We start from the raw sequence: 25,236 nt of genomic DNA, 5'->3' as shown, positions 1-25,236 counted from the left end.
CGCGTCAATCCAGCCGCATCGCCAGCCCGGCAGCCGCCATATGCGCCTTGGCCTGGCCGATGGTGTAGGTGCCGAAATGGAAGATCGAGGCCGCGAGCACGGCCGAGGCATGGCCTTGCGTCACGCCATTCACGAGATCGTCGAGATCGCCGACGCCGCCCGATGCGATGACCGGGACCGTGACCGCATGCGCGATCGCCGCCGTCAGGCCGAGATCGTAGCCGACCTTGGTGCCGTCGCGGTCCATCGAGGTGACCAGTAGCTCGCCTGCGCCCAGCGAAACGACCTCGCGCGCGAAGGCGATGGCGTCCAGCCCCGTCGGATTGCGCCCGCCATGGGTGAAGATCTCCCAGCGCCCCGGCGTCACCTGCTTGGCGTCGATGGCGACGACGATGCACTGGTCGCCGAACTTCTCCGCCGCCTGCCTGACGAACTGCCGGTTGGTGACGGCGGCGGTGTTGATCGAGACCTTGTCGGCGCCCGCCAGCAGCAGCGCGCGGATATCCTCGACCTTGCGCACGCCGCCGCCGACCGTCAGCGGCATGAAGCACGCCTCGGCCGTGCGGGTCACGACATCGAACAGGATGCCGCGGTCCTCATGGCTCGCGGTGATGTCGAGGAAGCAGAGTTCGTCGGCACCGGCGGCGTCATAGGCCTTGGCGGCCTCGACGGGATCGCCCGCATCGACGAGGTCGAGGAATTTCACGCCCTTGACGACGCGGCCGTCCTTGACGTCGAGGCAGGGGATGATGCGGGTCTTGAGCATGGCGCGGCCGGCTTTCGAGGCGGATGCCGCCAGCCTATGCCGGATTTTGCCCGTCCCGTCACCTTTGCCTGGCAGGTCTCGGCGATCCAGCTCCAGAACATCCTGAAGCAGGCGTCGCTCTCGGCGAGGAAACCCGGCGCGAGCGCGATTCCGCTGCCGGCGCGATCGTGCAAGACCAGTTCCTCAGTTCCCCGGCCGTTGACGATGGTGCGGAGATGCGAATGCGAGACGCGGCATGATCTCCTGACCGCCGAGCATGAACCCGTTCGGCCCGTCATCGTCGTCGGACGCGCTCGCACAATGGGCCTGCAGCAGGACGAGCCCGCCGCAGTCGAAGCGGTCGAACCAGACGCAAGCCCCGTCGCCCGAGCGAGATGGCTGCAGAGTTTGGACTGTGCAACCATGGCAACGCTTATACCACCATCGGGCAATGCCGAGGGTGGCCGCTCTCGCGAAGGATAGCCGCCATGTGCGAACGCTGCGCCTCGAACGCCTCGCCGTCCCGCCGCTCCTTCCTCGGGGTCGGCGCCGGGCTCGCTCTTGCGGGCGGACTGGCCGGGCCGGCCATGGCGCAGGGCGTCACCACCACGCCGACGCCGCTGAGCGGTGAGGCGGCGCTGAAGCGGTTGATGGCGGGCAATGCCCGCTATGCTGCGAACAAGCCCAATGAGCGCGATTTCTCCGCCGGGCGTGCCGCTCGCGCCCGCTCGCAGCATCCTTTCGCCTCGATCGTCAGCTGCGCCGATTCGCGCCTCGCGCCGGAACTCGCCTTCGACCAGAGCGCCGGTGATCTCTTCGTGGTCCGGCTGGCCGGCAACTTCGTCAATGAGGATGGGCTCGCCAGCCTCGAATTCGGCGCCGCCGTGCTGCAGTCGCCGCTGATCCTCGTGCTCGGTCACACCAGTTGCGGCGCCATCGCTTCGACCATCGACGTGGTCAAGAACGGCACGCAGCTTCCCGGCCACCTGCCCTCGCTGGTCAACGCGATCAAGCCTGCCGTTCTCGAGGCCCAGAAGGCCGGCGCGGCGAACGTGCTGGAAGCGGCCACGGAGGCGAACGTGCGCCTCAATGTCGAGCGGCTGAAGAACGCCGCGCCGATCCTCGCCCAGCGCATTGCCGATAAGAAGCTCACTGTCGTCGGCGGCATCTACGAACTCGCCACCGGCAAGGTGAAGTTGATCTGACGCTGCCGCGAGCCTCAGTACCCCGCGGCACGCCGTAGCAGGTCGATCCCGACGATCGTCAGGATCGTCTTGATCGCGGCGAGGAACCAGCGTTCCGGCAGGCTTTCCAGGAGCTTCGTTCCGAGCATCGTCCCGGCGAAGCCCGAGACGATCATCGCTGCGATCAGCGGCAGCCAGTCGGCGAAGGCAAAGCCGAGCGCCCCGAAGGCGAAGACCTTGAGCAGGTGCTGGATCGTCGTGCAGGCGGCATGGGTTGCGATGAGCTGGCGCTTATCCAGCCCGAGCGGCAGCAGAAGTGCCTGCACGAAAGGGCCGGTCGCGCCGACGAACATCGTGATGATCGTCGAAAGACCGCCGCCGATGATCAGCCCGGTCGATGACAGGCCCGGAATGCGCGGCTTCGGCAGCCAGGCCATCACCAGGATGAAGAGACCGAGCAGGCCGAGGAGGATGCGCTCCGGCAGTTCGACGACGAGGAAAGCGCCGATCAGCACGCCGACGATGGAGCCCGCGGTGAAGCGCGCGACCAGCGGCCAGACGGCGTGCGCCCGCTGCACGAAGGTGCGCCCGACATTGGAGCCGACCTGCACCAGCCCATGCACGGCGATGATGACTGCGGGCGGCACCGTCCCGGCCAGTGCGCCGAGCATCGCCACCCCGCCGCCGATGCCGAAGGCGGCGGTGAAGGCCGAGGTCATGAAGCTGACCGCGATCAGCAGCAGGGCGATGGCCGGCGCGACGCCGGCCGGCAGAAGCGTGTCGAGCATGGGGGCACGGTGGCGGGAGGAAGACGGTTAGCCCTGCTACACTGGCGCGGGGCCAGCGGCAAAGCATGGCTGCGGCAGGGCGCGGCGGCGTCGCGGGCGGGTCGGAAACCACATTTCGGCTTTGCGCTTTACAAGCACGGCCCCGCGGGCGCTTCCTGAGACGAATGGCGGCGGCTGCAAGCTCGATTCTGCAAGGTCGATCCTGCAAACCCGACAAGGCCACAGCGTTCAACAGTTGCGTCTTTCGGAGTGGGTGTGATGCGTCGCATGTTCGGCCTGCTGGCCGCCCTTGTCCTGTCTCTCGCAGGCGTCGCCTCGGCCCAGGCCGGCGTCGATGTCCGGGTCGACATCTTAGCCCAGCGCATTCAGGTCACGACCACCGAGGGCGAGAGCTACAACTGGGCGATTTCGTCCGGCCGGAAGGGCTATCGCACGCCCAACGGCGTCTATCGCCCGACACGGCTGGAGAAGAACTGGTATTCGCGGAAATATGGCGGTGCGATGCCCAATGCCGTCTTCTTCCGCGGCGGCTATGCCATCCACGGCACGACGGCCGTCGGCGCACTCGGCCGGCCGGCCTCGCATGGCTGCATCCGGCTGCACCCGGCCAACGCCGCCAAGCTCTTCGCGCTGGTCAAGAAGCACGGTGCTGGCCAGACCCGCATCGCGCTGAACGGCGCGGCTCCCGACAATCTCTCGCAGTTCGCCAAGGCGTCGGGTGGCGCCAAGCTCAAGGTCGCCAAGCTCAAGGCCAAGCAGGGCGCGACCGTGGCCCAACAGCGCAAGGCTCCGAACTGGGATACGGCCCGCGAGCAGATCCTGCTGCGTCCCGCCTTGCCGGCCGGAGCCTATGGCTACCAGCCCTACAACGTGCAGCGCTATCACGAGACTGGCCCGCGCTGGCGCTGACGCTCAGATCGCCTCCGGCGCGATCCGGAGCCAGCCTTCCAGCATCTCGCCCGGTTCGAGGCGCGTGAGCGGCGCGGCCTCCCGTGCGGCCTTCTCGCTCGGCGACCCGATGGCGTGGCTCTGGGGCTCGACGCAGAGGAATTCGGCCCCCGCCGGAGCCCAGACGACAGGGCAGCGCAGGCTCTCGCTCGCCGTCAGCGTGATCGCGAGCCCGGTTGAGGGCGTCTCGATCCGCGCCGTGCCATCCCAGCCGAGGAAGCTCCAGGCCGTTTCGCGTCCGGTGGCGAAGACCGGCTTGCCAGCATAGGGACCGCCTCCGGCCAGCGGCTCGGACCCCGTCGCGCGGAAGGCGTCGCCGAGGATCAGCGCACCGCCCGCCGCCATGCCGAGCCGCGTGTCGGCGGCGCAGGGAAACCAGGGATGGTGGCCGATGCCGAAGGGCAGGGTCTGGTCCGCCTCGTTGGTGATCGAAAGCGCGATAGTCAGACCGCCCTCGTCGAGGCCGATCTCCTGGCGGACCCGGTAGCGATAGGGGTCCGGACCCGCGCTGCGGCGGTGTTCCAGCACGGTATGACTTTCGGTCTGACCGAGTATGTCCCAGGCAGACTGCCACCCGAAGCCGTGGATGTTGCCGCCTCCGCGCGGGTTGTTGTCCGGGACCTGGAAGTGCGTCACGCCGTCATCAATGACGCCGTCGAAGGCACGGTTGGCGAAGGGCGCCATCGCCCAGCTTCCCATCATGCTGGGCGCTGCCGTCGAGGGCACGGCGCCGTCCGGCGCATGCAGCAGCTTGTGCCGACGCCCGTCCGGCCCGCGCCATTCCAGCGCGGCGATGATGCCGCCCGCCTCGGGATAGATGCGGGCACGCAGCGGTCCGGCTTGGAGGTGGAGCATCACGGCCTTGTCCTTCAGGTGATCAGCGGGCGGAGCATGGCCTGCAGGCTGCGCATCCGCGGCAGGAAGCGCTCCGCCATCTCTTCGGCCGAGGCGCGCTGGACCTGGCCGGAGATGTTGAACGCCGCAATGACCTCGCCGCGTGCATTGAACAGCGGCACGGCGAGCGAGATCAGCCCCAGTTCGAGTTCCTGATCGACGATGCAGTGGCCCTGCGCGCGCACGCCGGCGAGGATCTCGGCCAATCGCGCCGGATCGGTCACCGTGTGCTGCGTCAGGGCGCGCGGCTTGCCGGCGAGGATGCGCGCCTGTGCGTCGGCGGGATCGCGAAAGGCCAGCAGCACGCGGCCCATCGAGGTGCAGAAGGCCGGCAGCCGCGTGCCGACGGAGAGGCCGACCGACATGATCCGCCTTTGCGCCGAGCGCGCGATATAGACGATCTCATGCCCGTCGAGCAGCGAGGCCGAGGAGGATTCGTGGGTTTCCTCGGAGAGGCGCTCCAGAAAGGGCTGCACCAGTTGCGGCAGCGCGGTCGAGGCCAGCCAGGCATGGCCGAGCCGCAGCACGCGCGGCGTCAGCCGGAAGAACTTTCCGTCGAATTCGGCATAGCCGATCCTGGTCAGGGTCAGCAGGCAGCGCCGGGCGGCTGCGCGGGAGAGCTCGGTCGCGCGGGCGACATCGGCGATGGTGAGCCTGTCATGGGCGGCGTCGAAGCACTCGATCACCGCCAGCCCCTTTTCGAGGGCGGCCATGTGGTCGCGGTCGGGTGCCTCGCCAGCCATCCTTGACCGCCCGCCTCTTGCCACCTAAAGTTCGATTATCAGAATAGTGTGCGATAAACGCACATATCGAGGAGATGTCAAGGTGGCTGAATTCGTCTCCCTCGCCGAGGGGATCGAGGCGGTCGTGAGCGATGGCTGTTCCGTCGCCATGGAAGGCTTCACCCATCTGATTCCGCATGCGGCGGGTCACGAGACGATCCGGCAGGGCCGGCGGCGCCTGACGCTGATCCGGATGACGCCGGACCTGATCTACGACCAGTTGATCGGTACCGGCTGCGCTGAGAAGCTGGTCTTCGCCTGGGGTGGCAATCCCGGCGTCGGCTCGCTGCACCGGCTTCGCGATGCGATCGAGAATGGCTGGCCGCACCGGCTGGAACTCGAGGAGCACAGCCATGCCGGCATGGCCAACGCCTACGAAGCCGGCGCGGCCAACCTGCCTTTCGCGGTGTTCCGCGGCTACAAGGGCGTCGACCTGCCCAAGGTCAATCCGCAGATCCGCTCCGTGACCTGCCCCTATACCGGCGAGGTGCTGGCGACCGTCCCGGCGATCCGCCCCGACGCCGCCGTCATCCACGCGCTCAAGGCCGATCGCGAGGGCAATGTCCTGCTCGAGGGCATCGTCGGCGTGCAGAAGGAGGCGGTGCTGGCGGCGAAGCGCTCGCTCGTCACGGTCGAGGAGATCGTCGACGATTTCGGCCCGCGCAACGCCAATGCCGTGATCCTGCCGTCCTGGGTGGTCACGGCCATCGCCCATGTCCCTGGCGGGGCCCATCCGTCCTACGCACATGGCTACTACAAGCGCGCCAACGACTTCTACATCGCCTGGGACAAGATCGCCCGCGAGCGCGAGAGCTTCTTGTCCTGGATCAAGGAAAACGTGCTCGAAAAGGGCCCTGATGCCTTCGCGCGACATGCGCTCTCAGCGAGGGAGGCGGCGTGATGACTGCGACCCCGTCCGAAATGATGACCATCGCGGCGGCCCGCCTGCTGACGAACGCGGATGTCTGCTTCGTCGGCATCGGCGCGCCCTCGGCGGCCTGCAACCTGGCGCGGCTGACCCATGCGCCGAAGATCACGCTGATCTACGAATCCGGCACACTCTCGACCCGCCCGACCGTCCTGCCGCTCTCGATCGGCGACGGCGAACTCTGCGACACGGCGCTGACCACTGTCGCGGTGCCGGAGATGTTCCGCTACTGGCTGCAGGGCGGGCGCATCACCATCGGCTTCCTGGGCGGCGCCCAGATCGACCGCTTCGCCAACCTCAACACCACCGTCGTCGGCCCTTACGATGCGCCGAAGGTGCGCCTGCCGGGCGGCGGCGGCGCGCCCGAGATCGCCGGCAATTGCGGGCAGATCTTCATCACCATGGCTATGGGCACGCGCGCCTTCGTCGAGAAGCTGCCCTTCATCACCTCCTTCGGCCATGGCGCCGCCAAGGGCGACCGCGCCGCGCTCGGCCTGACGACGAAGGGGCCGACCAAGGTCATCACCGATCTCTGCGTGCTGGAGCCGGATCCCGAGACGGCGGAGCTCACGGTGGTCTCGCTGCATCCGGGCGTGACGCGCGAGCAGGCGCAGGCGGCTTGCGCCTGGCCGCTGCGTTTCGCGGCCGCTGTCGCTGAGACCCCGGCCGCCACGGAACAGGAACTCTCCGTTCTGCGCGAACTCCATGCCCGCACCAGGCAAGCTCATGGGGTGGCGGCATGAGTCTGATCTATCCGCCCGGCAGCCTGAAATCCCACCCGCTCAATGCGTCGCCCGACTATGGGTCGACGCTGAAGCGCGCGCCCTCCAAGCCCCTGATCCTGCTGCCGCATACGCTGTCGGAGACGACCGGGCCGGTCTTCGGCCATGCCGCCTTGGCGGCGGGCGATTCGGACCTGACCCGCCAGCATCAGGGCGAGCCGCTGGGCGAGCGCATCATCGTTTCGGGCCGCGTCCTGGACGAGGACGGCCGGCCGGTGCCGCATACCCTGATCGAGATCTGGCAGGCCAATGCCGGTGGCCGTTATGTCCATGTCCGCGACCAGCATCCGGCCCCGCTCGATCCGAACTTCACCGGGGCAGGCCGGGCCTTGACCGATGAGCAGGGTCGCTATCGCTTCGTCACGATCAAGCCCGGCGCCTATCCCTGGCGCAACCACCACAATGCCTGGCGCCCGGCTCATATCCATTTCTCGCTGTTCGGGCCGAGCTTCCTGTCCCGCGTGATCACGCAGATGTATTTTCCGGGCGATCCGCTGTTCAAATACGACCCGATCTTCCAGTCGATCACGGATGCCAACGCGCGCGAGCGACTGATCTCGCGCTTCGACCTCGCGACGACCGAACCGGAATGGGCGCTGGGCTATCGGTTCGACATCGTCCTGCGCGGTCGCAGCGCGACGCCGGTGGAGGAGCCGCATGACCACTGAGCAGCAAGCGCCGCAGGCGAGCGGGGCCGACCTCGGCATCACGCCCTCGCAAACCATCGGCCCCTTCTTCGCCTATGCGCTGACGCCGCGCGCCTATGGCGGTCCCGAGCTCGCGACCGAACAGATCGCCGCCGAGGGCGTGGCCGGGGAGCGCATCCGCATCGAGGGCGTGGTCTATGACGGCGACGGCGCCCCCGTCGGCGACGCGATGATCGAGATCTGGCAGGCCGACGCGCAGGGCCGTTTCCACGCCGCCGGCAATGCGGGCTTCACCGGCTTCGGCCGCGCCGAGACGACGGCCGAGGGCGCTTTCCATTTCGAGACTGTTCGACCCGGCGCAGTGCAGGGGCCGGACGGACGCCTGCAGGCGCCGCATCTCTCCGTCTCGGTCTTCGCCCGCGGCATCCTGGTCAGGCTGGCGACGCGGATCTACCTCTCCGACGAGCCCGGCAATGCCGGCGATCCGGTCTTGATGCTGGTCCCGGCCGACCGGCGCGCGACGCTGATCGCCCAGCGCGTCGGCGACACCGTCTTCCGCTTCGATATCCGCCTGCAGGGCGAGGGTGAGACCGTCTTCTTCGAGGCGTGAACGCAAGATCGTCGCGCCCGGGCTTGACCCGGGCAGCTTCCGCAAGGGATTCTCCGCCCTGCGCTGCGCCCGGGACTGACGGGGCGTGTTTGTCGACCGCCGGAGCTCAGCCCATGCCCAGACCCCTGATCGCGCTTGACTGGGGCACGACGCGCGCCCGCGCTTTCCTGATCTCCGCAACGGGCGAGGTTCTGCAGCGCCGGAGCGCCGATCAGGGCATCCAGTCCGTCCCCGCCGGTGGTTTTCCGGCGGCCTTCGAGGCGATCGCCGGCGATCTGCGCAAGGCCGCCCCGGATGCGGGCATCGTGCTCGCCGGCATGGTCGGCAGCCGCAATGGCTGGATCGAGGCCCATTACGTCCGCTGCCCGGCGTCTCCCGACGAGATCGCCGCGGCTGGCATGAAGGTGACGCTCGCCGACGGTTCGCCGGCGACCATCCTGCCTGGCCTTTCCTGCGACGAAGGCGCCTTCGACGTCATGCGCGGCGAGGAGACGCTGATCGTCGGCCTTGGTCTTTCGGACGGCATCGCCTGCCTGCCCGGAACCCATTCGAAATGGGCGCTGGTCGAGGGTGGCCGGATCACCCGCTTCGCCAGTTTCATGACAGGCGAGATCTATGGCCTGCTGCGGCAGCATTCCATTCTGTCGCGTCTCGCCGAGGAGCCTGCGGGCGACGACGCTGCTCGCGGTGCGGCTGACGGCCTCGCCGCCGCCGCCCGCCCGGGCGGATTGCTCAACACCGCCTTCGCATCCCGCTCGGAGGTTCTCGCCGGGCGCATGCCGGGCGGGGCTGTCGGCCCCTATCTCTCGGCGCTGCTGGTCGGCCATGAGATCGCAGGCGCACAGGCGCTTCTCGGCCGGAGCGACACGGTGCATCTCGTCGCCGACGGTGTCCTCGCACAAAGCTACGGTGCCGCGCTGGCCTCCGCCGGGATCGATGCGAAGCCGACGACGCCCGAGGCGGCCTTCGTCGCCGGCGTCCGCCGTCTCGCGGAGCGGGTTCCGGAGTGATCGTCGTCTTCGGCTCGCTCAATGTCGATCTGGTGACGCAGGTCGAGCGCCTGCCGGGAGCCGGCGAAACGGTGATGGGGCCGGGCTATGTCCTCCACCCCGGCGGCAAGGGCGCGAACCAGGCGCTCGCGGCCCGCCGGGCCGGGGCGGAGGTCGTGCTCCTCGGCGCGGTCGGCCTCGACGCCTTTGCGGGCATTGCCCTGTCGCTGCTCGAGGCAGACGGCGTCGACCTCTCCCATGTCGCGCAGGCCGAGGCGCCGACCGGAGCCGCCTTCATCGCCGTCGATGCGGCCGGATCGAACCAGATCGTCGTCGCGGCGGGTGCCAATGCCCTGGCCCGGGCCGAGGCGCTGGCTGGCCTGCCGCTCGGCGAAGGCGACGTTCTGCTGCTGCAGCGGGAGGTGCCGGAAGCGGAATGCCTCGCGGGGGCGCGGCGGATGAAGCGCGCCGGCGGCCGTGTCATCCTTAACCTGGCTCCCGCAGGGCCGCCGGACGAGGATTTGCTCGCCTGCCTCGACGTGCTCGTCGTCAACGAGCACGAGGCGCTGGTGCTGGCGCAGTCCCTCGGCTGGCCGGAGCGCGAGCCGGACGAGATCGCCCGGCGCTGCGATGCCGGGCGCGGCATCGCCTGCATCGTCACGCTCGGTGCCGAAGGCGCGGTCGGCTGGCATGGCGGAATCCGCCGCCGCCTCGCGGCGCCCGTCGTCGCGGTGGTGGACACGGTTGCGGCCGGGGACAGCTTCACCGGGGCCTTCGCGGCTGCGCTGTCGGCCGGCTACGGCTTCTCCGGAGCATTGCAGCGCGGTCTCGCGGCCGGCTCCCTCGCCTGCACGGTCGCCGGTGCGCAGCCGAGCGTGCCGCGTCGCGAGGCGATCGAGGCACTGGTCGGGCAGTCATTCCTCTAGCGAGAGCATCGGCCCGAGAAGGGGAGTGTGGCTTTCAAAAAAGCCGATGCGAGATCAAAAGCCTGCAGCCTCTCGGGCGATGGCCCTTTCGGTGATGGCCGCAAGCCGGTGTTAAGCCTGTTCGCGCCTGGTCCGGAACGGTACGGGGAAACCGCCCAATCCGAGCACCTCTCTTCACCCTTCCGCAGGGACTGGGCCGGCATCGTTTCCGCAAGGTCAATGGTGGAGACAGGGTCGCAATGGCTCAAAGGCCGATCATCTGGGCGCTCGGTGTCGCGGCGATCGCGTCAGTGAGCGCGCTCGGCTACGGCTCGAAGCTCGCCGGCTGGGCCGGCATGGACGAGGCGCCGAGCGTCGCCTCCGTCACGGTCGGCAACCCGTCCCCCGGCGCTCGCCCCGCCGACGGCAAGGCGGTGCCCTTCAAGCCGGCCGAGCCCCCGATACTGACCGTCGCCGCCGATTACCGCGGCCACTATGTCGTGCACCCCTCCATCGACAATTTCCGCATCAAAATGCTCGTCGACACCGGCGCGAGCCTGGTTGCGTTGACGGCCAGCGATGCCCGCGCGCTCGGTATCCAGCTCTCCTCGGCCGACTACAAGATGTCGCTGAGCACGGCGAACGGCACCGTCAGGGGCGCCCGCGTCAATCTGCGCGAGGTCAGGCTCGGCTCCATCCTCGTCCGCAATGTCGAGGCGGTCGTCCTGCCCGAGGGCGCGCTGTCGATGAGTCTGCTCGGCACGTCCTTCCTCGGGAAGCTCAGGGGCTACGAGGTGCAGACCGGACGCATGGTCCTGCGTGGCTGAGTTGTTCGAGGCGACTGCGCGCACCGCGCTGCAGTGGCCCGGCCGGAGCGATGCGTTTCCCTTGTCGCCGTGATCGGCTATGCGGATTGTTGGCATCCCGCCAGGCTCCATTTCCGCTACGGATGACTCGATGTTTCCAAAGCCTCTGCCCGAGCTGTTCCCCAATACCTTCGCCTATGAATCGTTGCCGATGGTGAAGCCGACCGGCTTCCGCGAATACGATGCGCGCTGGTTCTTCGGCCAGGAGCTCAACCTGATGGGCGTCCAGGCCGTCGGCATGGGGCTGGGCACGCTGATCCGGCGCATGGGCATCAAGCCCGAGATCGTCACCGGCCATGATTTCCGTGGCTATTCCTCCTCGATCAAGATGGCGCTTGTCACCGGGCTGATGGCGGCGGGCTGCAAGGTCCATGACATCGGGCTGGCCATGTCGCCGATGGCCTATTTCGCCCAGTTCGCGCTCGACGTGCCCTGCGTCGCCATGGTCACCGCCTCGCATAACGATAATGGCTGGACCGGCGTGAAGATGGGTGCGCAACGCCCCGTCACCTTCGGCCCCGACGAGATGAGCGCGCTCAAGGACATCGTCCTGGCGGCTGATTTCGACCTCGTCGGCGGTGGCTCCTATGTCTTCGTCCCGGATTTCCCGGCGCTCTATTTCAAGGACCTGACCAGCCGCCCGAAGATCAGGCGCAAGCTCAAGGTCATCGCCGCCTGCGGCAACGGCACGGCCGGCGCTTTCGCGCCGAAGATTCTCGAGGCGCTGGGCTGCGAGGTCGTCCCGATGGATGCCGAGCTGGACCACACCTTCCCGCGCTACAATCCCAATCCCGAAGACATGAAGATGCTGCATGCCATGGCCGACGCCGTGAAGCAGCATGGCGCCGATATCGCGCTTGGCTTCGATGGCGACGGCGACCGCTGCGGTGTCGTCGACAACCATGGCGAGGAGATCTTCGCCGACAAGATCGGTGTCATGCTGGCGCGCGATCTCGGCGCGCTCCATCCGGGCGCCCAGTTCGTCGTCGACGTGAAGTCGACCGGCCTGTTCCATACCGATCCGGAACTGCAGCGCCTCGGCATCAAGACCGACTACTGGAAGACCGGCCATTCCCACATCAAGCGCCGCGTCCAGGAGCTGAACGCGCTCGCCGGCTTCGAGAAATCGGGCCATTTCTTCTTCAACGCGCCGATCGGGCGCGGCTATGACGACGGCCTCGTCACTGCCATTGCGGTCATCGACATGCTCGACCGCAATCCGGCGAAGTCGATGGCCGAGCTCTACGCTGCCGTGCCGAAGACTTGGGGCACGCCGACCATGTCGGCCAAATGCGCCGACGAGATCAAATACGACGTCGCTGACCGGGTGACGAAGGCCGTGCAGGCGATGCAGGCAAAGGGCGAAAGCTTCGCCGGCCAGCCGATCCGCGACGTGGTGACGGTCAATGGCGTGCGCGTCACGACGCAGGACGGGAGCTGGGCGCTGGTCAGGGCCTCGTCGAACAAGCCGGAGCTCGTCGTCGTCTGCGAGAGTCCGATTGCGGAGGCACGCATGCGCGAGATGTTCGCCGCGATCGACGGCCTGCTGCGCACCAACCCGGAAGTCGGCGCCTACAACCAGACGATCTGAACGGCAGGCTTCGTCCGGTGCTCTCTCAGCCGAAGCCCGGGCACATCGCCACGCCGGAGCGTTCGACCTGCTCGATGCTGGCCGAGCCTCCGGCCTTGCCCAGGCGCGGGCGCATGTAGATCGGCGAGCCGCCGATCGTGATCGCCCCGCCCTTGATGATCCAGCCGACGACCGGCGTGAAGTCGTAGCTCGCCTGCGCCATCATGATCGAGGTGTTGGGCATGCGCAGATCCGCCGGCAGGGCGACGGTCGTGCCACGGGCGAGCTTGGTCGAATTGCGCTGCTCGCTCCAGCAGACCTTGGCGACGCCGGCGCTGTCGATCACGATGTGGTGGATCGACATCTTCGGCGCGACGCTTGTGTAGGGCATCATCACCGTCTGGGCGGCATCGAAGATGTTGCCCACCTCGGTGGTCGGGATCGTGCTGACCTGCGACGACAGGTCGACCAGCGAGCGTGTCAGCTGCGTGACCTTGCGGTCGATCATGATCGCTTGGCCGGTTTCGACGATCCCGAAATAGATCGCCAGCATCGCTGGCAGGATCATGGCGAATTCGACGGCCGCAACGCCGCGACGGTTGCGGCCCAGCCGCCGGATCAGGGCTCGCAACGCGGCTCGGTTGCGCCTTGGCGAGAATGCGCGCGTCATCGGAAACCTCATGTCGCAGGCGCGTTGAAAGGCTCGGACCGGAAGGTCGTCGAGGCGACGATACCGCGCCGGCCGGAGCCGATATTCGCGAGGCTCGCGCTCCACTGCGTGAAGTAGAGCGAATACTCGAGCACGGCGCGCACCACGACGATCTGCTGGGGCTGGGGCTGCTGGTTGTACCCGAAGCCCGTCGTGTTCAGCCCGCCGGCGCTGATCGGGTTGCTGCCGTCGACGCCGGTCTTGGCGTTGGCAAAAGAGGAATAGGTCCGGACGTCGACGACCAGTTTGGAGCAGTCGACCAGCCCGGGTGCCGCGGCGCAGACGTCGTTGCGGAAGGCGATGGTGTTGGCGGCGGCATTGCCCGTATAGCGGGTCGCCGCTTCGCCGGTGAGCAGCCGGCGCGAGGCCTGTGAAACGGCCTCTTCGAGAACCTGGCTCGTCCAGAACATCAGGGCCGTCTCGATGATGGCGGCCAGCAGGATGAGAAACGGAAATGCGATGAAGGCGAACTCGACCGCCGTGGCACCGTCCTGCGAGCGCCGAAAACGGGTGAGCAGCCGCGACCGCTTGTGACGCAGAGGCGTCGCGTCCGTGGCCGTCCTGGCTTCGGTCTCGATCGGAGAAGGTGTCATGACCTCTGGCGTCCGGTTGTCGCTTCGCAGATTTGCGCCGCCGGCAGTCGAGCCGGTTGTCGCCGGTGCGGCGTCGGCCCGATGACGATCCGAGTCATAGCTTGAAAGAATTTCCGATCCGTTATGGACCGTCCCGGCCCCGCCGAACGGGCGTTAGCGGATCGTTCACCCTGTCCGATCCGGCGCCTGGTGCCGCGAAACTCGCGGTTCAAGTCTAAATCCGGCGGTGCCACACCGCAAAACGAGCCTCGTGGGCTCTGCCTCCCGGGGCGGTCCGGAGGCCGGGCGATGCTCTTGATGAAGAGGTGGGTCAGAAGGCGTGGCCGGAGCCTCAGCGCTTGGTGGCGCCGAGCGCCGAGGCGCTGCGGGTATTGGCCTGCGCGCCCACTTCACCGAAATACTTCTGCGCGTCGCCGAGCTGGGCCGCGGGCTGGCAGACCGGCGTGCAGGAATAGCTCTCGCGCTCGAGCCCGCGCTGCACGGTCAGGAGCGAATCGGAATCCGCGCCCACGCGCACGAGCGATTCCGCCAGCAGCGCGCCGCCGGCATCGAGCGCGATCAGGTTGGTGACGCCGAAGCTTTTGCCGGTGACGACCATGACGCCGTTCTTCTGGACGGCCACATCCGCGATGGCGGGGTTTCCGATGATCACGGTCTGGGCCTTCTCGGGCAGCCTGACGACCTTCGCATGATCGACCATGACGATGACGCTTTCGATCTTGGACGTCTGGGGCGCGGCGCTTGCGGGCATCAGTCCCGCGACCAGGATCGCTCCACATGCCGTTGCGGCAAGCGCTCGTTCCGTCCAGCGCGAGCCGGGTCGGCGAAGCCGTGCTGCGGCCGAGAGAGTGGACATGGCGATGCCTCAAGATTTCCGACAAGGGCAGGAAAGCGCAAAATGATGAACCAAATCCTAATTCGACCGCTGCGATGGATTTGATTGCCGCTCGGGGCGGATGACGCAGAGACAGATATCGATTGCAGGACGCTGGTAGGGCGTCGCGCGCTCATCAAATCATAGGTCGACCGTCGATTTGTACGAGATCAATATTAGAATTGACTTGTATTAAATTGGTGGTGAGGCGTTATTTTCTTTATGTGGCCATGTAAATTCAACGTTAACCATCGAAACGATGTCTGCGAGATCGAGCCAATTCTTCTATCGGCTTAACTGATCAGCAAGGGGAGCGCGGTAATGTCCATTTGTCGCTGACCGAAGCCGCTTCAGAGCGAAGGCAGCCGTCAAACCGTGGTGCAAAAGGAGTTCAACATGACCAACGTTTTCGCTCGCTTCGTCAAGGATGAGTCTGGCGCGACCGCCATCGAATACGGCCTGATCGCCGCCCTGGTCGCCGTCGCTTGTATCGTGGCGTGGACGAACCTCGGCTCGAGCCTCTCCGCCAAGTTCGAATTCATCAACACCAAGCTCCAGTAAGACCGGGAAGGCGCCTGCGCGCCTCGCGGCTCTGTACGACGAAACGCCCCGGCTGGTCCGGGGCGTTTTTTCTTGCGTGAAGCTCCCCGTTCTCCGGAGTGTTCCCATTCGCGGTAAGGTTTTGGTGAGGCGCTTTGCGTCAGGATCGCCGGACACGCCGCCGCGCCCGAAGGCATGCCATGTCGCTCCCGCTCATCGCCCTGCTTTTCGTCTTCCCGGCCGCCATGGCTTATGCCGCGGCCAGCGACCTCGTCTCGATGACGATCTCGAACCGGCTCTGCCTCGTCTTGATGGCGACCTTCGCCATCTGCGCCGCCACGCTCGGGCTCGGTTGGGTGCAGCTCGGCTGGCATCTCGTTGCAGGCGGGGTCGTGCTCGCCGTCTGCTTCGGCATGTTCGCGGCCGGCTGGATCGGTGGCGGCGATGCCAAGCTCGCCGCCGTCACGGCGCTCTGGTTCGGCTTCGACCAGTTGATGCCCTATCTCATCTGGGCTGCCCTGGGCGGTGGCGTGCTGACCCTCGTTCTGCTCAAGCTCCGCTCGGGCCCGCTGCCAGGCGTCGCGAGCGGCTGGTCCTGGGCGCGCCGGCTGCATTCGCCGAAGGAAGGCGTGCCTTATGGCATCGCGCTCGCCTTCGCCGCGCTTCTCGTGCTGCCCGATACCGCCCTCTGGCGCGCCGCCATGGGGCTGTGATCGGAAAGCTGCGGGCACAGGCGCCATCGGCCGCATCGCCGCCGCGAGACGCTGCCAATGCGAAAAAAAGATACGTCCGATTAACCATAAGTTGACGATTCCAGCCGCACGATCCTCGACGAGAGCCAACTGGGTTTGGCTGAGGGTCAGTCGCAATGAGTCCCGCCCGCATCATCATCCTACTGGTCGCGCTGGTTGCCGGCATCGGCGCCGCCATGCTGATCAGGAAGCCGTCGCAGGCCCCGGCGCCGGCTGCCCGGATCGAGGCGGCACCGACGGTGCCGGTGCTCGTCGCTGCCGCCGACATCCCGGTCGGCAACGTCGTCTCGGCCAATGACCTGCGCTGGCTCGACTGGCCGCTCGCGAGCGTTCCCTCCGGCGTGGTGCGCAAGGACGAGGCGCCGCAGGCCGAGCAGGAGCTCGCGGGCCAGGTCGCCCGTTACGGCATCCTCGCCTCCGAGCCCGTCCGGCGCGAAAAGCTGATCAAGACCGATGGCACGGGCTTCCTATCGGCAGTGCTGCCATCGGGCATGCGCGCCGTCGCGATCTCGACCGACAGCCGCGGCGCCAACACGGCCGGCGGCTTCATCCTGCCCAATGACCGCGTCGACGTGATCGTGACTATGAAGGGCCCTTCGGTCGAAGGGGAGGGCGAAGCCTTCCTCAGCGAGACGATCCTGCGCAATCTGCGGGTCCTCGCCATCGGTCAGAATGTTCAGGAGCGCAACGGCGAGAAGGTCGTGGTCGGCGAGACGGCGACCCTAGAGGTCGAGCCCGGCCAGGCCGAGACGCTGTTCCGCGGCCAGAAGATGGGAACCCTGTCGCTGGCCCTGCGCAGTCTCAAGGACGCAGGCCAGATCGCCTCGGGCCCCACGGCCGAAGGCGCCATGACGATCGTCAAATACGGCGTCACCATGCGGAGTGCGAACCAGTGAGCCGGGAACGTATCGTCCTCTCAGCCATCCTTGCCCTGTTCCTGACCGGGCAGGCCGTCGCGCAGACCAGCGCCCCGGCCCCGGTCCTGAACGTCGGCACGAGCGAGCATGCCATCGCCCGCAAGCTCGATCTGTCGATCGGCCGTTCGCTGATCATTGAGCTGCCGCGCGATGCGAAGGAAGTCTTCGTCGCCAATCCCAAGGTCGCCAACGCGGTCGTCCGCTCGGCGCGCAAGCTCTTCATCATCGGCATCGCCGACGGCTCGACCTCGATGTTCGTCATCGACGCCGAGGGTCGCCAGATCACGGCGCTGGAGATCGAGGTCGGACGGGATCTCAACGTCCTGCGCCAGACGCTGCGCACCGCCCTGCCCAGGGCGCAGATCGAGATCAAGCCGGCCGGCAATTCGATTCTTCTCGTCGGCAACGTCGCCAACGCCTCCGAGGCGACCCAGGCGGTGGACATCGCCAACGCCTTCGTCGGTGTCTCCGCCGGGCTGTTCACCTCCAGCAAGGGCGCCGTCATCAATTCGTTGACGATCCGCGGCCGCGACCAGGTCATGGTCAAGGTCGTGGTCTCGGAGGTCTCGCGCAAGGCGATCAAGCAGCTCGGCATCAACTCGACCGGCGAGTGGAAGCTCGGCAATTTCTCGGTCCTGCCGACGATCGACAACCCGCTGCCGCTGCAGCCGCAGGCGCTGGCCGCGACCGCGATCACGGCCGGCATCGGCAACTCGACCAACTTCACCCTGCGCGCCCTGGAGCGTGCCGGCCTCTCGCGCGTCCTCGCCGAACCGACGGTCACCGCGATCTCGGGCGAAAGCGCGAAATTCACGGCCGGCGGCGAAGTCCCGGTTCCGAGCGGCTATTCCTGCGATGGCACCGGCCTCTGCACGCTCGGCATCCAGTATCGTCCGATCGGCGTCGCGCTCAACTTCACGCCGATCGTGCTCTCCGACAACAAGATCAGCATGCGCATCGCCACCGAGGTGACGGAACTCGACTTCGAGAACCAGCTTCGCCTCAGCGATACGCGCAACAGCAGCCAGCAGGTCGTCAACGCGCCGGCCTTCCGCGTCCGCAAGTCGGACACCACGGTCGAGCTGCCGTCGGGCGGCACGCTGGCGACGGCGGGCCTGATCCAGCGCGTCTCCAAATCCTCGCTCAACGGCTTTCCCGGCCTGATGAACCTGCCGATCATCGGCGTGCTCTTCCGCTCGCGCGACTACCAGCGTGAGGAAACCGAGCTGATGATCACCGCGACCCCCTACATCGCCAAGCCGATGGAGCCCAACCAGGTCCAGCGGCCCGATGACGGCTTCGTCGATGCCCATGACGCGCAGGCTATCCTGCTCGGTCGCCTGAACAAGATCTACGGAACCAGCGGCGGACCGCTGCCGCAAGCCTACAAGGGCCGCGTCGGCTTCATCGCCGACTGATGCCAAGGCTGCACGCGCAAGGGATGGCGAGACCATGATGGCTCGATCACAGCAGAAGATCAGGTTCCGGCCCGCCGGTCTCGGCATCGTCCTCGCCGCGGCGACGACGCTCGGCGCCTGTACGCACAGGGCCGATCTCGCCAGCTCGCTGGCGCCCGTCGACGTCCGCGAACGCCACCCCATCGTGCTGCGCGACGCGCCGCGCTCGCTCGATGTCTTCGTCGGGCGGTCGGGCGGCGGGCTCGATCCCCGCCAGGCCGAGGATGTCGCGGATTTCGCCAGGGAATACAGCCGCTCGGGCAAGGGCGGCCTTGTCGCCCAGGTGCCGACCGGGTCGAGGCGCGAGATGGCGGCGCACGACACGCTCAACGGCATCCGCTCGGCGCTGGCCCGCGGCGGCGTCTCCGGTCAGGCGCTGTCGGTCCGGACATACCCGGTCGTCGATGCGAATCTGGCCTCGCCGATCCGCCTGACCTTCGCCTCGCTGCAGGCCGGCCTGCCGCATGATTGCGGGCAGTGGCCGTCGGACACCGGCGTCTCCAGCATGAAGGAAGACATGACGAACGAGCCCTACTGGAACTTCGGCTGTTCCAGCCAGGCGACGCTCGCCGCCCAGGTGGCCGATCCGATCGATCTCGTCCGCTCCCGCAGCGAAGGCCGTCCGGACATCGCCAAGCGGATGGGCGCCATCGCCAAGATCCGCGACGGCAAGGATCCTTCGACCCAGTACCGGCAGGAAACGCCGCAGATCAATTCGACGGTCGGAGGCCGCTGATGAGCGCCGGGCAGGACTTCGAGACGCGGTCCGGCGACGCGGCGGCCGAGGATGTCGTCGCGCCGCTTCCGCGCATCACCTTGCAGGCCTTCTGCGAGACGCCGGCCGTCGCCGCGACCATGCAGGCCGCCATTGCCGACCGGCGCATGGACAAGGCGCATGCGCGCATCCAGATGGGTGGCCCCGCCGCCGCGGTCGAGGCTTTCCGCGCCGCGCCGACGCCCAACATCATCGTGCTGGAGACCGTTTCCGATCCGGCAGCGCTGATCGGATATCTCGACCAGCTCTCGGAGAGCTGCGACGCCGGCACCAAGGTCGTGGTCATCGGCCATGTCAACGACGTCCAGCTCTATCGCGACCTGATCCGTCGCGGCGTCAGCGAATATCTGATCGCGCCGCTCGGCACGCTCGACGTGCTGCGCACGCTCTCGGAGCTCTATGTCTCGCCCGGTGCCCGCAATCTCGGCCGCATCATTGCGGTGATGGGTGCCAAGGGCGGCGTCGGTTCCTCGACCGTGGCGCACAATGTTGCCTGGTCGATCGCCCGCAATCTCGACGCCTCCACTGTGATCGTCGATCTCGACATCGCCTATGGCACGGCCGGCCTCGATTTCAACCAGGACCCGCCGCAGGGCATCGCCGAGGCTGTCTTCGCGCCGGAGCGCCTCGACGCCAACATGCTGGACCGGCTGCTCTCGCGCTGCAGCGACAACCTGGCCCTGCTGGCCGCCCCGGCCATGCTCGATCGCACCCTCGACCTGCCGGAGGATGCCTTCGAGCAGCTCTTCGATCTCCTGCGCGCGACGGTGCCTTGCGTCGTCCTCGACGTTCCGCATGTCTGGAGCGGCTGGGTCCGGCGCGCCCTGATCAGCGCCGACGAGATCATCGTCGTCGCAGGCCCGGAACTCGCCTCGCTCAGGAACGCCAAGAACCTGGTCGACCTCGCCCGTGCGAACCGGCCCAATGATTCCGGCGCGAGGCTGGTGCTGAACCAGGTCGGCATGCCCAAGCGTCCCGAGATCGACGCGGCCGAATTCGCCAAGGCGCTCGGCGTCGAGGTTCTGACCTCGATCCCTTTCGACGCGCAGCTCTTCGGAACGGCGGCGAACAACGGCCAGATGATCGCGGAGGTCCAGCCCGGCGGCAAGATCGCCGAGGCCTTCGTCCAGATCGCCAGCGCGTTGACCGGCCGTGGCGAAGCCAAGCGCAGCAAGCGCAGCCTGTTCGAGCCGCTCGTCGCCAAGCTGCGGCGAAAGGCCTGAACGATGCAGCGTCTCCGGGCCGGGATCAGGGTTTGGAATCGCGTGAGCGCGGGCCGGCAAGCCGCCGCGCCGGCCAGCGCGAAAGAGGGTTGAGATGTTCGGAAAGCGTTCCCCCGGCGCAGCAGTCGCACCGGCCCTGGCCCTGAAGGCGCCGGCTGCCGCCGCAGCGACCGCCCCGGCTCGCCAGCCGGCGGCTCCGCCGCTCGCGACCGAAACCCGTCGGGCGCCGCCACCGGCCGCGCCGACGGAGCAGCCGCGATCCGACGAATACTACCAGATGAAGAGCATGATCTTCGGTGCTCTCATCGAGGCGATCGACCTGTCGCAGCTCGCCAAGCTCGATGGCGAATCGGCACGCGAGGAAATTCGCGACATCATCAACGAGATCATCTCGCTGAAGAACGTCGTGCTCTCCATCGCCGAGCAGGAGGAACTGCTCGACGACATCTGCAACGACGTGCTCGGCTACGGTCCGCTCGAGCCCCTGCTCGCCCGTGACGACATCGCCGACATCATGGTCAACGGCGCCACCCGGACCTTCATCGAAACCGGCGGCAAGATCACGCTGACGAACATCCGCTTCCGCGACAACGCGCAGTTGATGAACATCTGCCAGCGCATCGTCAGCCAGGTCGGCCGGCGCGTCGACGAAAGCTCGCCGATCTGCGATGCGCGCCTCGCCGACGGCTCGCGCGTCAACGTCATCGCCCCGCCGCTGGCGATCGACGGCCCTGCGCTCACCATCCGTAAGTTCAAGAAGGACAAGCTGACCCTCGATCAGCTCGTCAAGTTCGGCGCGATCTCGCCGCCCGGCGCCGAGATCCTGAAGATCATCGGCCGGGTCCGCTGTAACATCGTCATCTCTGGCGGTACCGGCTCGGGCAAGACCACGCTGCTCAACTGCCTGACGAACTACATCGACCTCGACGAGCGCATCATCACCTGCGAGGACGCGGCCGAGCTCCAGCTCCAGCAGCCGCATGTCGTGCGTCTCGAAACCCGTCCGCCCAATCTCGAGGGCACGGGTGCGGTGACGATGCGCGATCTCGTCAAGAACTGCCTGCGCATGCGTCCCGAGCGGATCATCGTCGGCGAGGTGCGCGGACCCGAGGCCTTCGACCTGCTGCAGGCGATGAACACCGGCCATGACGGCTCGATGGGCACGCTCCACGCCAACACGCCGCGTGAGTGCCTGAGCCGTATCGAATCGATGATCACGATGGGCGGCTTCTCGCTGCCGTCGAAGACGCTGCGCGAGATGATCTGCTCCTCGATCGACGTCATCATCCAGGCCCAGCGTCTGCGCGACGGCTCCCGCCGGATCACGCACATCACCGAGGTGATGGGCATGGAAGGCGATGTCATCATCACCCAGGACATCGTGAACTACGATATCCTCGGCGAGGACGCCCACGGCAAGCTGATCGGGCGCCACCGCGCGACCGGCATCGGCCGCCCGCGTTTCTGGGAACGTGCCCGCTATTACGGCGAGGAGCAGCGGCTCGCCGCCGCGATCGACGAGCTCGAGCAGGGCGAAACCGATGCCGCGTGACCGCGCAGACCGGCCGGAGCCGCGGCCATGGATCTGAGCTTCATCGCCATCGTGGTGCTGGCGACGCTGGCTGCGGGCGGCGTCACCTATGCGCTGTTCTATCCGATGCTGAGCGGGCAGGCTCGTGCCGAGAAGCGCCGCAAGGAGTTCGCGACCCCGGTCGCGGCGCGCACATTCGACCGCGAGGCGCAGGCCCGGGCCAAGCGCGGGCAGATCGCCCAGAGCCTGAAGGAGATCGAGAATCGCGAGAACGCGCGCAACAAGCTCACCCTCGAGCAGCGCATCTCGCAGGCCGGGCTGAACTGGGACCGCAAGAAGTACTATATCGTCAGTGCGGCCATCTCGGTGGGCACGGGCTTGCTCCTGCTCACCTTGAGTGGCAGCCTGGTCCTTGCCGTGGTCGGCCTGTTCGTCGGGGCGCTGGGCATGCCGCTCTGGTTCCTGCAGCATTGCCGGAACCGCCGGCTGAAGCGGTTCGGCAACGAATTCCCCAACGCGATCGACGTCATCACGCGCGGCATCAAGGCCGGCCTTCCCCTGAACGACTGCCTGCGCATCGTCGCCTCGGAGGCCGCCGAGCCGGTAAAGACCGAATTCCGCCTCATCATCGAGAGCCAGACGCTCGGCCTGCCGCTCACCGACGCCGTCGCCAAGCTCTATGAGCGCATGCCCTGCGCCGAATCGAACTTCTTCGGCATCGTGCTGGCGATCCAGCAGAAGACTGGCGGCAACCTTTCGGAAACGCTCGGCAACCTCTCGCGGGTCATCCGCGACCGCCGCAAGATGCGTGACAAGATCAACGCCGTCTCGATGGAGGCCAAGGCTTCCGCCGGCATCATCGCCTGCCTGCCGCCCTCCGTGGCCGGCATGGTCTACCTGACGAGCCCGCGCTACATCGAGCTGCTCTGGATCACCCAGGTCGGCAAGTTTGCCCTCGTCGGCTGCGCCATCTGGATGCTGGTGGGCGTCCTGATCATGCGCAAGATGATCAACTTCAACATCTGAGGCGCCGCCGATGATTTCCCTGATCGCGGAGAAGGCCGTCGACAGCCAGTTCCTGCTGGCGCTGTTCGTGGCGATCGCCGCCGCCGCGACGGTCCTCACCATCGCCATTCCGTTGACGGAGGGCTCGAACCTTCAGAAGCGGATGAAGAATGTCGCCACCGAGCGCGAGAAGATTCGCGCCCGCGAGCGCGAACGGCTGAATCGACAGAGTGATCGGGTCTCGCTGCGCCAGGAGCCGAAGGCGTTCATGCGGCGCATCGTCGAGCAGTTCAAGCTGGGAGACTGGCTGGGCACCGAGACGGCCAAGAAACAACTCGCCATGGCCGGCTATCGCGGCCAGCAGGCGGAAGTCGCCTTCCTGTTCTTCCGTCTGGTGATGCCGATCGGGCTTTTCCTGTTCACGCTGTTTTATGTGTTCGTCGTCAACGATTTCGGCCAGTCGACGCTTGTCAGGATCGGAATGGCGGTCGGTGGCGCCTATCTCGGCATCAAGGCGCCGGAAGTCTTCCTCTCCAACCAGATCGGCAAACGCCAGGCCTCGATGAAGCTGGCGTTTCCGGACGCGCTCGACCTTCTGCTGATCTGCGTCGAATCCGGCATGTCGATCGAGCACGCCTTCCGCAAGGTTTCGACTGAGATCGGCGGCCAGTCGGTGCCGCTCGCCGAGGAGTTCGCGCTCTGCACGGCCGAGCTATCCTACCTCTCCGAACGCCGCCAGGCCTATGAGAACCTGGCCACCCGTACCGGACTCGAAGGCGTCAAATCGGTCTCGACCGCGCTGATCCAGGCGGAACGGTACGGCACGCCGCTGGGCACCGCCTTGCGGACGCTGTCGCAGGAGAGCCGCGACCAGCGCATGATGGAGGCGGAAAAGAAGGCCGCGGCGCTGCCGCCGAAGCTGACCGTCCCGATGATCCTGTTCTTCCTGCCGGTGCTGTTCGTCGTCATCATGATGCCGGCGGTGATCCAGGTGATGAAGCTGGAGTGACGGTATTCGCCGCAGGGCCGCTCCTTGGGGCCTCGCGTCATGGCTGTCTTTTCGCTGAAAATTCGGGCGAAGCTTGGTCTCAGGGAAACAGCCGCGATAAGGCGAGCGTTGTCAGGGGCCTCCGCGGTGCCTGCAATGACCGGCGCCAGACCGATCACGGCAAGGCCCCATGAACATCAAGGCCGCCTTCGGCGGCTCCTGGGATCCAGGCATGTCGGGATTAAACACGCACGGCCTCGCACGAGCGCCGGTGAATGGGCGAGCTTGCGGCAGGGTCCGGAATCGAAGCGAGAGCCTCGTTCAGCCCTGCGGCGCTGCCGCTTCCGGCCCTCGGGCCTGAGCCGGCGCGGCCTTGGGCTTGCCCTTCGCTCCGCCGGTCTTGAGCATCTCCCAGCTATTGGGCTGGGCGACGCTGCGCTTGAGATAGGCGATCGTCGCGGCTGCCTCGGCGGGATTCTGGTCCTGCCTGGCCAGCGTCTCGGCCTCGGCGAAGCGGCCCTGCAGGCCCAGCACCAGAACGAGGTTCTGCCGCACGCGCGGATCGGCGTTTCCGGCGGAGGTCGCCTCGCGCAGGACGCGCTCGGCCTCGGGCAACTGCCGGGAGAGCGCGAGCGAGAGGCCGAGATTGGAAAGTACGGTCGACTCGCCCGGCGCGATCTTGAGGGCTGCTTGGTAGATCTGCTGGGCGCGGGCATGTTCGCCGAGCTGGTCTGCGACGGTGCCCTGCGCGGACAGGATGCGCCAGTCCGGACGCTCCGGCGAATGCGCCCGCGAGAGCACCTCGTCGGCCTCCTTGAGTCGGCCGTTGTCGGCGAGCGAACGGCCATAGGCACCGAGCATCTCGCGGTCGTTGGAATGGGTCAGCACGGCGCTCTGCAGCACGGCGAGCGTCTGGGCGTTCTGGTCGAGCGCGCGCAGGGCGCGTGCGTAGTTGAACGCCGCGTCGCGATCCTTCGGGTTGGCCTCGTAGCGCTTGCCCCAGCGCTCGCTTTCGGCATGCCAGTCGGCCGAGCTTTTCGGCTGCGTCGTGCTCTTGCCGATCGAGCCGGTGATGTCGCCGAGGCCGCCCCGGCTCTGGCAGCCCGCCAGTGCGAGCGCCGCGAGGCAGACTGCAAGCCCCAGGCCCGGCCGCGACAGGGCACGCGAGCGAGCAGGCGAGGGCAGATGGCGGGACGACGGATGATTGGAAAACATGGGTCTCATCGCCTTGCCA

The 25,236-nt window shown here is 67.2% G+C and carries 27 protein-coding genes; 19 read left to right on the top strand and 8 right to left on the bottom strand.

The window, feature by feature from the left end; translation table 11 throughout:
- Nucleotides 1-4 precede the first annotated feature (4 nt).
- The gene (gene hisF / locus C8D03_RS08365; protein WP_108045852.1) at nucleotides 5-766 is read right to left on the bottom strand and encodes an imidazole glycerol phosphate synthase subunit HisF; all 762 of its coding nucleotides are present in this window, start codon (nucleotides 764-766) and stop codon (nucleotides 5-7) included.
- A gap of 467 nt (nucleotides 767-1,233) precedes the next feature.
- Between hisF and C8D03_RS08360 the strand changes: the two genes are divergently transcribed.
- Complete coding sequence (locus tag C8D03_RS08360) at nucleotides 1,234-1,950, top strand: carbonic anhydrase (protein WP_108045851.1); 717 nt, start codon at nucleotides 1,234-1,236, stop codon at nucleotides 1,948-1,950.
- 14 nt (nucleotides 1,951-1,964) lie between these two features.
- On the opposite strand, the gene C8D03_RS08355 is transcribed toward C8D03_RS08360, so the two are convergent.
- A complete protein-coding gene (locus tag C8D03_RS08355; RefSeq protein WP_108045850.1) occupies nucleotides 1,965-2,717 on the bottom strand; it encodes a sulfite exporter TauE/SafE family protein in 753 nt (250 codons plus the stop codon).
- Nucleotides 2,718-2,975: 258 nt separating this feature from the next.
- Between C8D03_RS08355 and C8D03_RS08350 the strand changes: the two genes are divergently transcribed.
- Entirely contained in the window at nucleotides 2,976-3,626 is a 651-nt protein-coding gene (locus C8D03_RS08350; protein WP_108045849.1) for a L,D-transpeptidase, read from the top strand.
- 3 nt (nucleotides 3,627-3,629) lie between these two features.
- Here the strand turns inward: C8D03_RS08350 and C8D03_RS08345 are convergent, their stop codons facing one another.
- Together C8D03_RS08345 and C8D03_RS08340 are read right to left on the bottom strand one after the other, a co-directional pair.
- Nucleotides 3,630-4,520, bottom strand: a complete 891-nt coding sequence (locus C8D03_RS08345; protein ID WP_108045848.1) for an aldose epimerase family protein — start codon at nucleotides 4,518-4,520, stop codon at nucleotides 3,630-3,632.
- 14 nt (nucleotides 4,521-4,534) lie between these two features.
- Nucleotides 4,535-5,302, bottom strand: a complete 768-nt coding sequence (locus C8D03_RS08340; RefSeq protein ID WP_108045847.1) for an IclR family transcriptional regulator — start codon at nucleotides 5,300-5,302, stop codon at nucleotides 4,535-4,537.
- An 82-nt stretch (nucleotides 5,303-5,384) separates the two neighbouring features.
- Between C8D03_RS08340 and C8D03_RS08335 the strand changes: the two genes are divergently transcribed.
- The 8 genes from C8D03_RS08335 (at nucleotide 5,385) to C8D03_RS08300 (ending at nucleotide 12,659) form a co-directional block, all read left to right on the top strand.
- Nucleotides 5,385-6,242 carry a CoA transferase subunit A gene (locus tag C8D03_RS08335; RefSeq protein WP_108045846.1) on the top strand — a complete coding sequence of 286 codons (858 nt, stop codon included), beginning with the start codon at nucleotides 5,385-5,387 and terminating at the stop codon, nucleotides 6,240-6,242.
- Complete coding sequence (locus C8D03_RS08330) at nucleotides 6,242-7,012, top strand: CoA-transferase subunit beta (protein WP_108045845.1); 771 nt, start codon at nucleotides 6,242-6,244, stop codon at nucleotides 7,010-7,012. The genes C8D03_RS08335 and C8D03_RS08330 overlap by 1 nt, the downstream gene beginning before the upstream one ends.
- Entirely contained in the window at nucleotides 7,009-7,719 is a 711-nt protein-coding gene (gene pcaH / locus C8D03_RS08325; RefSeq protein WP_108045844.1) for a protocatechuate 3,4-dioxygenase subunit beta, read from the top strand. The genes C8D03_RS08330 and pcaH overlap by 4 nt, the downstream gene beginning before the upstream one ends.
- On the top strand, nucleotides 7,709-8,308 hold the full coding sequence (gene pcaG, locus C8D03_RS08320) for a protocatechuate 3,4-dioxygenase subunit alpha (RefSeq protein ID WP_108045843.1): 600 nt from the start codon (nucleotides 7,709-7,711) through the stop codon (nucleotides 8,306-8,308). Before pcaH ends, pcaG begins: the two co-directional genes overlap by 11 nt.
- 113 nt (nucleotides 8,309-8,421) lie before the next feature.
- The gene (locus C8D03_RS08315; RefSeq protein ID WP_108045842.1) at nucleotides 8,422-9,318 is read left to right on the top strand and encodes a 2-dehydro-3-deoxygalactonokinase; all 897 of its coding nucleotides are present in this window, start codon (nucleotides 8,422-8,424) and stop codon (nucleotides 9,316-9,318) included.
- Nucleotides 9,315-10,223, top strand: coding sequence for a ribokinase (locus C8D03_RS08310; protein WP_210203909.1), 909 nt, complete (start codon nucleotides 9,315-9,317; stop codon nucleotides 10,221-10,223). The genes C8D03_RS08315 and C8D03_RS08310 overlap by 4 nt, the downstream gene beginning before the upstream one ends.
- Before the next feature lie 239 nt (nucleotides 10,224-10,462).
- A complete protein-coding gene (locus C8D03_RS08305) occupies nucleotides 10,463-11,029 on the top strand; it encodes a retropepsin-like aspartic protease family protein (protein WP_108045841.1) in 567 nt (188 codons plus the stop codon).
- A gap of 130 nt (nucleotides 11,030-11,159) precedes the next feature.
- Nucleotides 11,160-12,659, top strand: coding sequence for a phosphomannomutase/phosphoglucomutase (locus C8D03_RS08300; protein WP_108045840.1), 1,500 nt, complete (start codon nucleotides 11,160-11,162; stop codon nucleotides 12,657-12,659).
- 25 nt (nucleotides 12,660-12,684) lie between these two features.
- On the opposite strand, the gene C8D03_RS08295 is transcribed toward C8D03_RS08300, so the two are convergent.
- The 3 genes from C8D03_RS08295 to C8D03_RS08285 all read right to left on the bottom strand — a co-directional run bounded on the left by C8D03_RS08295 (nucleotide 12,685) and on the right by C8D03_RS08285 (nucleotide 14,796).
- Nucleotides 12,685-13,308 carry a TadE/TadG family type IV pilus assembly protein gene (locus C8D03_RS08295; RefSeq protein ID WP_181300794.1) on the bottom strand — a complete coding sequence of 208 codons (624 nt, stop codon included), beginning with the start codon at nucleotides 13,306-13,308 and terminating at the stop codon, nucleotides 12,685-12,687.
- Between the two features lie 8 nt (nucleotides 13,309-13,316).
- Complete coding sequence (locus C8D03_RS08290; RefSeq protein WP_108045838.1) at nucleotides 13,317-13,940, bottom strand: TadE/TadG family type IV pilus assembly protein; 624 nt, start codon at nucleotides 13,938-13,940, stop codon at nucleotides 13,317-13,319.
- Between the two features lie 331 nt (nucleotides 13,941-14,271).
- Nucleotides 14,272-14,796, bottom strand: coding sequence for a pilus assembly protein N-terminal domain-containing protein (locus C8D03_RS08285; protein ID WP_465246432.1), 525 nt, complete (start codon nucleotides 14,794-14,796; stop codon nucleotides 14,272-14,274).
- Nucleotides 14,797-15,210: 414 nt separating this feature from the next.
- Between C8D03_RS08285 and C8D03_RS08280 the strand changes: the two genes are divergently transcribed.
- The 9 genes from C8D03_RS08280 (at nucleotide 15,211) to C8D03_RS08240 (ending at nucleotide 24,023) form a co-directional block, all read left to right on the top strand.
- Nucleotides 15,211-15,375 (top strand): Flp family type IVb pilin, encoded by a 165-nt coding sequence (locus tag C8D03_RS08280; RefSeq protein ID WP_108051380.1) that lies wholly within the window; start codon nucleotides 15,211-15,213, stop codon nucleotides 15,373-15,375.
- Nucleotides 15,376-15,554: 179 nt separating this feature from the next.
- A complete protein-coding gene (locus tag C8D03_RS08275) occupies nucleotides 15,555-16,067 on the top strand; it encodes an A24 family peptidase (RefSeq protein WP_108045836.1) in 513 nt (170 codons plus the stop codon).
- A 155-nt stretch (nucleotides 16,068-16,222) separates the two neighbouring features.
- Nucleotides 16,223-17,002 carry a Flp pilus assembly protein CpaB gene (gene cpaB / locus C8D03_RS08270; protein WP_108045835.1) on the top strand — a complete coding sequence of 260 codons (780 nt, stop codon included), beginning with the start codon at nucleotides 16,223-16,225 and terminating at the stop codon, nucleotides 17,000-17,002.
- Nucleotides 16,999-18,441: a type II and III secretion system protein family protein gene (locus C8D03_RS08265; protein ID WP_248308400.1), complete on the top strand. Its 1,443-nt coding sequence runs from the start codon at nucleotides 16,999-17,001 to the stop codon at nucleotides 18,439-18,441. The genes cpaB and C8D03_RS08265 overlap by 4 nt, the downstream gene beginning before the upstream one ends.
- Before the next feature lie 34 nt (nucleotides 18,442-18,475).
- A complete protein-coding gene (locus tag C8D03_RS08260) occupies nucleotides 18,476-19,216 on the top strand; it encodes a CpaD family pilus assembly protein (protein ID WP_108045833.1) in 741 nt (246 codons plus the stop codon).
- A complete protein-coding gene (locus C8D03_RS08255; RefSeq protein ID WP_108045832.1) occupies nucleotides 19,216-20,478 on the top strand; it encodes a CpaE/TadZ family protein in 1,263 nt (420 codons plus the stop codon). Before C8D03_RS08260 ends, C8D03_RS08255 begins: the two co-directional genes overlap by 1 nt.
- Before the next feature lie 94 nt (nucleotides 20,479-20,572).
- Entirely contained in the window at nucleotides 20,573-22,030 is a 1,458-nt protein-coding gene (locus C8D03_RS08250; protein WP_108045831.1) for a CpaF family protein, read from the top strand.
- 27 nt (nucleotides 22,031-22,057) lie between these two features.
- Nucleotides 22,058-23,035, top strand: coding sequence for a type II secretion system F family protein (locus C8D03_RS08245; RefSeq protein ID WP_108045830.1), 978 nt, complete (start codon nucleotides 22,058-22,060; stop codon nucleotides 23,033-23,035).
- Nucleotides 23,036-23,045: 10 nt separating this feature from the next.
- On the top strand, nucleotides 23,046-24,023 hold the full coding sequence (locus tag C8D03_RS08240) for a type II secretion system F family protein (protein WP_108045829.1): 978 nt from the start codon (nucleotides 23,046-23,048) through the stop codon (nucleotides 24,021-24,023).
- 300 nt (nucleotides 24,024-24,323) lie between these two features.
- Here the strand turns inward: C8D03_RS08240 and C8D03_RS08235 are convergent, their stop codons facing one another.
- Nucleotides 24,324-25,217, bottom strand: coding sequence for a tetratricopeptide repeat protein (locus C8D03_RS08235; RefSeq protein WP_248308399.1), 894 nt, complete (start codon nucleotides 25,215-25,217; stop codon nucleotides 24,324-24,326).
- Nucleotides 25,218-25,236: the final 19 nt, after the last annotated feature.

It is taken from the genome of Bosea sp. 124 (genome assembly GCF_003046175.1).
GTDB lineage: Bacteria > Pseudomonadota > Alphaproteobacteria > Rhizobiales > Beijerinckiaceae > Allobosea.
The sequence above is the reverse complement of the archived record's forward strand: the minus strand, read 5'-3'. Positions and strand labels throughout refer to the sequence as shown.

What these genes read in the sequence shown, in the direction of transcription:
- hisF (WP_108045852.1), bottom strand. Translation starts at nt 766, where the DNA reads ATGCTCAAGACCCGCATCATCCCCTGCCTCGACGTCAAGGACGGCCGC.
- C8D03_RS08360 (WP_108045851.1), top strand. Translation starts at nt 1,234, where the DNA reads ATGTGCGAACGCTGCGCCTCGAACGCCTCGCCGTCCCGCCGCTCCTTC.
- C8D03_RS08355 (WP_108045850.1), bottom strand. Translation starts at nt 2,717, where the DNA reads ATGCTCGACACGCTTCTGCCGGCCGGCGTCGCGCCGGCCATCGCCCTG.
- C8D03_RS08350 (WP_108045849.1), top strand. Translation starts at nt 2,976, where the DNA reads ATGCGTCGCATGTTCGGCCTGCTGGCCGCCCTTGTCCTGTCTCTCGCA.
- C8D03_RS08345 (WP_108045848.1), bottom strand. Translation starts at nt 4,520, where the DNA reads ATGCTCCACCTCCAAGCCGGACCGCTGCGTGCCCGCATCTATCCCGAG.
- C8D03_RS08340 (WP_108045847.1), bottom strand. Translation starts at nt 5,302, where the DNA reads ATGGCTGGCGAGGCACCCGACCGCGACCACATGGCCGCCCTCGAAAAG.
- C8D03_RS08330 (WP_108045845.1), top strand. Translation starts at nt 6,242, where the DNA reads ATGACTGCGACCCCGTCCGAAATGATGACCATCGCGGCGGCCCGCCTG.
- pcaH (WP_108045844.1), top strand. Translation starts at nt 7,009, where the DNA reads ATGAGTCTGATCTATCCGCCCGGCAGCCTGAAATCCCACCCGCTCAAT.
- pcaG (WP_108045843.1), top strand. Translation starts at nt 7,709, where the DNA reads ATGACCACTGAGCAGCAAGCGCCGCAGGCGAGCGGGGCCGACCTCGGC.
- C8D03_RS08315 (WP_108045842.1), top strand. Translation starts at nt 8,422, where the DNA reads ATGCCCAGACCCCTGATCGCGCTTGACTGGGGCACGACGCGCGCCCGC.
- C8D03_RS08305 (WP_108045841.1), top strand. Translation starts at nt 10,463, where the DNA reads ATGGCTCAAAGGCCGATCATCTGGGCGCTCGGTGTCGCGGCGATCGCG.
- C8D03_RS08300 (WP_108045840.1), top strand. Translation starts at nt 11,160, where the DNA reads ATGTTTCCAAAGCCTCTGCCCGAGCTGTTCCCCAATACCTTCGCCTAT.
- C8D03_RS08295 (WP_181300794.1), bottom strand. Translation starts at nt 13,308, where the DNA reads ATGACGCGCGCATTCTCGCCAAGGCGCAACCGAGCCGCGTTGCGAGCC.
- C8D03_RS08290 (WP_108045838.1), bottom strand. Translation starts at nt 13,940, where the DNA reads ATGACACCTTCTCCGATCGAGACCGAAGCCAGGACGGCCACGGACGCG.
- C8D03_RS08285 (WP_465246432.1), bottom strand. Translation starts at nt 14,796, where the DNA reads ATGTCCACTCTCTCGGCCGCAGCACGGCTTCGCCGACCCGGCTCGCGC.
- C8D03_RS08280 (WP_108051380.1), top strand. Translation starts at nt 15,211, where the DNA reads ATGACCAACGTTTTCGCTCGCTTCGTCAAGGATGAGTCTGGCGCGACC.
- C8D03_RS08275 (WP_108045836.1), top strand. Translation starts at nt 15,555, where the DNA reads ATGTCGCTCCCGCTCATCGCCCTGCTTTTCGTCTTCCCGGCCGCCATG.
- cpaB (WP_108045835.1), top strand. Translation starts at nt 16,223, where the DNA reads ATGAGTCCCGCCCGCATCATCATCCTACTGGTCGCGCTGGTTGCCGGC.
- C8D03_RS08260 (WP_108045833.1), top strand. Translation starts at nt 18,476, where the DNA reads ATGATGGCTCGATCACAGCAGAAGATCAGGTTCCGGCCCGCCGGTCTC.
- C8D03_RS08255 (WP_108045832.1), top strand. Translation starts at nt 19,216, where the DNA reads ATGAGCGCCGGGCAGGACTTCGAGACGCGGTCCGGCGACGCGGCGGCC.
- C8D03_RS08250 (WP_108045831.1), top strand. Translation starts at nt 20,573, where the DNA reads ATGTTCGGAAAGCGTTCCCCCGGCGCAGCAGTCGCACCGGCCCTGGCC.
- C8D03_RS08245 (WP_108045830.1), top strand. Translation starts at nt 22,058, where the DNA reads ATGGATCTGAGCTTCATCGCCATCGTGGTGCTGGCGACGCTGGCTGCG.
- C8D03_RS08240 (WP_108045829.1), top strand. Translation starts at nt 23,046, where the DNA reads ATGATTTCCCTGATCGCGGAGAAGGCCGTCGACAGCCAGTTCCTGCTG.
- C8D03_RS08235 (WP_248308399.1), bottom strand. Translation starts at nt 25,217, where the DNA reads ATGTTTTCCAATCATCCGTCGTCCCGCCATCTGCCCTCGCCTGCTCGC.